The sequence below is a fragment of the Thermodesulfovibrionales bacterium genome, assembly GCA_035622735.1.
GTDB lineage: Bacteria > Nitrospirota > Thermodesulfovibrionia > Thermodesulfovibrionales > UBA9159 > DASPUT01.
Genome location: DASPUT010000088.1, coordinates 1 through 5,529 on the forward strand (window position 1 = coordinate 1; position 5,529 = coordinate 5,529).

The 5,529-nt window shown below is 49.1% G+C and carries 3 protein-coding genes; 1 reads left to right on the forward strand and 2 read right to left on the reverse strand.

The window, feature by feature from the left end; genetic code table 11:
* Window positions 1-1,557: PAS domain S-box protein (locus VEI96_04945; protein ID HXX57327.1), on the reverse strand; the 1,557-nt coding region annotated here is incomplete at its 3' end.
* A 14-nt stretch (window positions 1,558-1,571) separates the two neighbouring features.
* Window positions 1,572-4,577: a chemotaxis protein CheB gene (locus tag VEI96_04950; GenBank protein ID HXX57328.1), complete on the reverse strand. Its 3,006-nt coding sequence runs from the start codon at window positions 4,575-4,577 to the stop codon at window positions 1,572-1,574.
* Window positions 4,578-5,139: 562 nt separating this feature from the next.
* Between VEI96_04950 and VEI96_04955 the strand changes: the two genes are divergently transcribed.
* Window positions 5,140-5,529, forward strand: a 390-nt coding sequence (locus VEI96_04955; GenBank protein HXX57329.1) for a cation-transporting P-type ATPase, incomplete at its 3' end; no start/stop codon positions are given.

The window sequence follows — 5,529 nt, forward strand, 5'->3', positions numbered from 1 at the left end:
CGCATGGCGGGCCACGTTTGTCATGGCTTCCTGAAGGATACGGTAAACGTTTATGGATACGTGCTCAGAAAGCGCCTCTTTCCTTATTTCCACGCTCACACTGCTATGTATTCCCGTGCGCCTCTGGAATTCCAAAGCTTCCTGTCGCACCGCATCCTCAAGGCCTAGATTGTCAAGAACATCAGGCCTCAGACCAGAGGAAATCCTACGGACCGTCTTTATCATGTCGTCGATAGCTTGGGAAATGGAGGTTGCTTTCAACTGGAGAATTTCCTGATCCTTTCGAAGCTTCTTACTTATTATAGAGATCTCAAGCTTCAGCGCAGTGAGGAGTTGTCCCAACTCGTCATGGATTTCTCTTGCTATGCGGGCCCGTTCATCCTCGCGAACCGAAATCAGATGCAAAGTGAGCTGGCGCAGCTGTTCCTGGGCGCTATTCCACGCGGTGATGTCCCACGCATTCAGGATTACCCCTGACACATGGGGGTTGTCCAGAAGGCTTGTGCCCATGCCTTCAAAGGTGTGCCAATTCCCTTTCTTGTCTGCGACCCGGGCGAGACCGTGCCTGTCCGTACCCCCATTGAGGATACTCAGAAACAATTCCAAATTTTGGGGTGTATCCTCCGGATGAATAAAGCTGAATACGCTCTTGCCGATCAATTCTTGAGGCTTATAGCCAAGCACACGCCTTACAGAAGAGCTCGAGAACCTGATGGTAGCATCAGGATTCAAGACCATGATGATATCGGATGTGTTCTCCACCATAGCCCTGAAATACGCCTCGCTCTCCTTCAACTTCTCCTCCAGCCTCTTTCTTCCGACTATCTCCATTTCGAGTTCTTCATTTGACGCCACCAAAGCTGATGTACGTTCCCTGACCATCTGCTCCAGGCTCTCACGATAGCGTATGATCTCATCATCGGTCTTTCTGCGTTCGGTGATTTCGCTCATAGCGGTAAGAATCCTCTTGCCTTCAGTTGGAACACTCCGAAGCTCAACAAAGACTTCGGTCCCTTTCGGTTTCCTCAGTTGGAGCTCACAGGTATGCAGCTCCCCGGTCTCACGTATTCTTTTTCGGTGAAAGAAGAACATATCCTGGGAGTCCTTGCTCAAAAACACGGTCAGAGGTTTTTTAATCAGGCGAAGCCTTTCCATGCCCAGAAGCGCCGCACCAGTCTGATTAACTTCAAGAATAAGTCCATTAATGTCAAAGGTGAAATACCCCACAGGCGCGAGGTCATAAAGGTCCGAATACTTCTGTCTCGATTCTTTCAGCATGAGCTGGGAAAGCCTGAGTTCTTCGTTCTGGATCTCGAGTTCTATCTGATGAGTCTGAAGTTGATAGATCAATCGCTGAATTCCTTCATCTGAAAACGCTTCAGGCTTAATCTTGCCGAACTTTTTTCTCACCAGCGCCTCGGCCTTCTTACGGAGTGTATCCAGTTTATTTTTAGTGTCGTGTACCGGAGATTTTGCTCTGCGTGACTTTGGATCGTTTGCGCTCATAAGTTTGTTAATCCTCCAGGCTTCTTCTTCCCCCAAGAGGATGGTTTTCATTCCTACTTGTCTTCCTATACCCGGCGCGTGACAACGTGGAGGAACTTCCTCCCTCCTATCCCTAAGACTTTGCCCTCAAAGTTAACTGTAACGACCTCGCCTTCCGGTCTTTGAAATTGCAGTTTCCTTGAAGAGACACTTCCCTTCTCTCTCGTGGACGCGATAATCTTCTTGGTCTCTTCCTTTTTTGCGTGAGGGCTCAAGAACCATATCTTCATCTTCTTGAGCTGATCGGCTTTCCTCCCTGTCTGTTTTTCGAATTCGATGTTGCACTCAGAAACCAGTCCATACTCATCGATGAGCGCGACGCCGTCCCGCGTAGAATGGCACATGATCTGGTACTTTTCCTCCGCTTCCTTTGCGTGTTCAATGGTCCTTTTCCTCTCAGAAATATCAATGAAGGTCATCACAACGCCGTCTATGACATTGTCGACCGTTCTGTAGGGGATAATCCTCATCTCATACCAAAGACCCTTTCTCGAACGCACCTCCTTCTGCTTAGAGGCAAGATTCTTCAGGACCTCCCTTGAGTCAATGACAAGGTTTTCATCCTCAAAGAGCGTGGTGATCTGATCTATAGGCCGTCCTACATCGGATTGTATGAGGTTCACCAATTTAGTTGCGGCTGGTGTAAAGCGTTTCACGTTGAGGCCATTGTCAAGAAAGATGACCGCTATGTCTGTGCTCGCCAGGAGGTTATTGAGGTCGTTGTTCGTATGAGAGAGCTCTTCGATCTTCGACTGCAGCTCTGCATTCACCGTGACCAGTTCCTCGTTTATGGACTGAATTTCTTCCTTCGAGGTCTCGAGTTCCTCGTTCGTGCTTTGGAGCTCTTCATTGGATGCCTGTAGCTCCTCGTTCATAGACTGCAGCTCCTCATTGCCTGACTGTTGTTCCTCTATCGTATGCTGGAGGTAGTCCTTGGCGGTGGCAAGCTCCTTTTCGAGATTCTTTATGCGGCCCATCTCGCCTTTCTTAATCGACCGCACAGCCCTTTCCCGTTGATCAGGCGTAGAAGCTTCCCTGAAGACTATCAGCAAAAAGCCCCTCAACTGCTCAGGCTTGATCAATGGTTTGACTTCAAGGTCGATATAACGGACCGTTGAGTCGATCTTGACCTGTACCCCTTCGCGTACAATAGCTTTCTTCTGTACGGTCGCCTTTCTTATCGCCCTGCCAAGCTCATATTCGAGCCCCTCACGGGCCATATCGAGAACGTTCATCCGCGCTTCCCCGGGGGCGGGTTCGAGATAATTCCCAGTCTTCCCATGTATGTAAAGGATAGTGTTCTTTTCATTCACAATAACACAAGGCGGAGTATAGTCCTCGAGGAGAAGCCGTTTTGCCACTTGGTCTATTATGATCGGCTCATCTGATTGTCTACCGACGCCTGTCCTCTGGGCTTCTGTGATACCCTGCAGAGGAGGCAGTGCAGGAAACTCTATATGCTCAAGACGTGCCAGCGGCGCTTTTTTCCGCCTGAACATCTTCCACTTCTTCTCGAGACTTGAAAATAGATCTCCGGCCTCCCCAGCGGTCTCGGAGGTGCCGAGAAACAATATGCCATCAGTCAATAGGGCAAAGTGGAAGAGGGGCAAAAGCTTTTTCTGGATTTGAGGATTCAGATATATCAAAAGGTTCCTGCAGCTTATAAGGTCGAGCCTCGTAAAAGGAGGGTCCTTGATCACATCCTGGACCGCGAACACCGCCATCTCCCTTATATCTTTCTTTATCTGGTAAGTGTTGTCGCCTTTTGAGAAAAACCTCCTTATGCGCTCTGGCGAGACATCCGAGGCAATACTGTCGGGATAAATGCCCGAGCGCGCTTTTTCAATCGCACCCGTATCTATGTCGGTGGCGAAGATCTGGATATTAAACGGCTTTTTAATCTTCTCCATGTATTCTTTCAGTGTAATGGCAATGGAATATGCCTCCTCACCTGTCGAACATCCGGGGACCCATACCCTAAGGTTTTCACCGGGCCGCTTTCTCGAGAAAAGATGGGGTACGATCTTTTTCCTCAATGTCTCGAAGGCCCCAGGGTCCCTGAAGAAGCTCGTCACACCAATCAGGAGTTCCTTAAAGAGCAACTCGACCTCAATCGAGTTTCTCTGAAGAAAGATGATATACTGCGCCACTTCTGATATGTGGTTTATGTTCATCCGCCTTTCTACCCTGCGGATGATTGTCGTCTCCTTGTAATAGGAAAAATCACGCCCCGTCTGGCTCCTTATGAGAAGAAGTATCTTATGGAGATTTTCAGAGATCTTGTTCATCAGGACATCCCGTTTTGCCGTTGCCACGACATACGGGTGTCTTACGTACTTCAAAAGCTGCTCGGGCATCTTCTCCGGCGCTAAAACATAGTCTGAAAGCCCTGATTCTATCGCGCTCCTGGGCATGCCATCGTATTTTGCGCTTTCAGGTATCTGCACCATCACCATTCCGCCTTCGCCTTTTACGTCCTTAAGACCGAGGGTGCCGTCCGTCCCGGCACCTGAGAGGACGATGGCCACTGCTTTTTCGTTTTGGTCTTTAGCGAGAGAGCGAAAGAAGAAATCTATGGGATGCCTCATGCCCCTTATGATCTGCGGCTCCAGAAGCTGGAGCGAGCCGCTCATTATCGCCATGTCTTTTCCCGGAGGAATGATATACACACGGTTCCTCTTTAGCACCATGTTGTCTTCTGCCTGGAAAACTTTCATCGTAGTATATCGTGTGAGGAGGTCGCTCATGATACTCGGATGTGTCGGGTCGAGGTGGGTCACGATCACTATGGCCACGTCACTGTCGACAGGCATGTGGGTCAGGAAGGCTTCCACCGCTTCAAGCCCGCCTCCAGAAGCCCCGACACCCACTACACAGATCGGCTTGCCGTTAGTCTCTACCGCCGCCTTGAAGTCGGGCTTTGCCGTGCGACTGGTCCGTTTTGCGGCGGAGGACGTTTTCACGCTCTCGGAGGCAGGTATTATCTTCGTTGCAGTCTTGACCTGTTTTTTTCCTTTTCTTTGCTTCGCCATAGTGATTCCCTCCTTCTCGCGTCTAGGATCAGCTTCAAATGCCTAGAAATAACCAAATGGCCTATTTTCTAATTGTATCGTATAGTCGTGAATTATGCCATAGAACGGTATGCGTGTCCTGGGCAACACCCAAAGGAGCTGACAAGGGTAGGTTCCACAGCTGGGGTCATCCTTCCGGATATTTAATTGGATGTCTCCCTTTATCGGAAACGCTCTGGTAGTTCCAGAAGAAATCTACCCACCTTTTTTCTATTTCATCAGTAATATCATTCGTCGGCTATGCAAAGCGACGTGCTGGTGGTACACTGGTTGTAAAATGAAGGACTCGTATGCACTGGCGCATTGTTGAACAAGGAATGGAGTTTGGATGGCTGTTCATGGGCATAAAGCATTGTCACAAGCGCTCCATTTTTGGCGAGATCCATCGCACCGACTGCCTGAACTATGGTGAGTACCGTCTGAAGAGGCATTCCTGATCGATTTTTCGTCTTTGTTTTCGATACCTTATACCCGGACATGATGAGGAGATCAAAGAGGAAAGGCGGGTGGGATCTCTAGGTTAATGGTTTCAAGAGTCAGAAACACATCTGAATACAAGAATATCTCGATTGAAGAATGTCTCAAGTCCCTCCAAACGTCCAACAGCGGACTTCCGGAGTCCGACATCCGGAAACGTCTCGAGATATTCGGATATAACGAAATAGTGGAGAAAAGGAAGAGCGCACTTCTTGATTTTCTGTTGCGCTACTGGGGACCCATGCCGTGGCTGCTGGAACTTGCAATGGGGCTTTCATTTATATTGAGGCATTACCTTGAAGCGATAATAATCTTTGCGTTGCTTACGGTAAATGCCGTCATCGGCCACCTGCACTCGCGCGGTTCGCAAAAAGCGGTTGAACTCCTTAAGAAGAAACTGGCGGTCAAAGCACAAGTGTTGCGTGATGGAAAGTGG

Coding starts and splice junctions, on each gene's coding strand:
- VEI96_04950 (HXX57328.1), bottom strand. CDS start 4,577: ATGGCGAAGCAAAGAAAAGGAAAAAAACAGGTCAAGACTGCAACGAAG.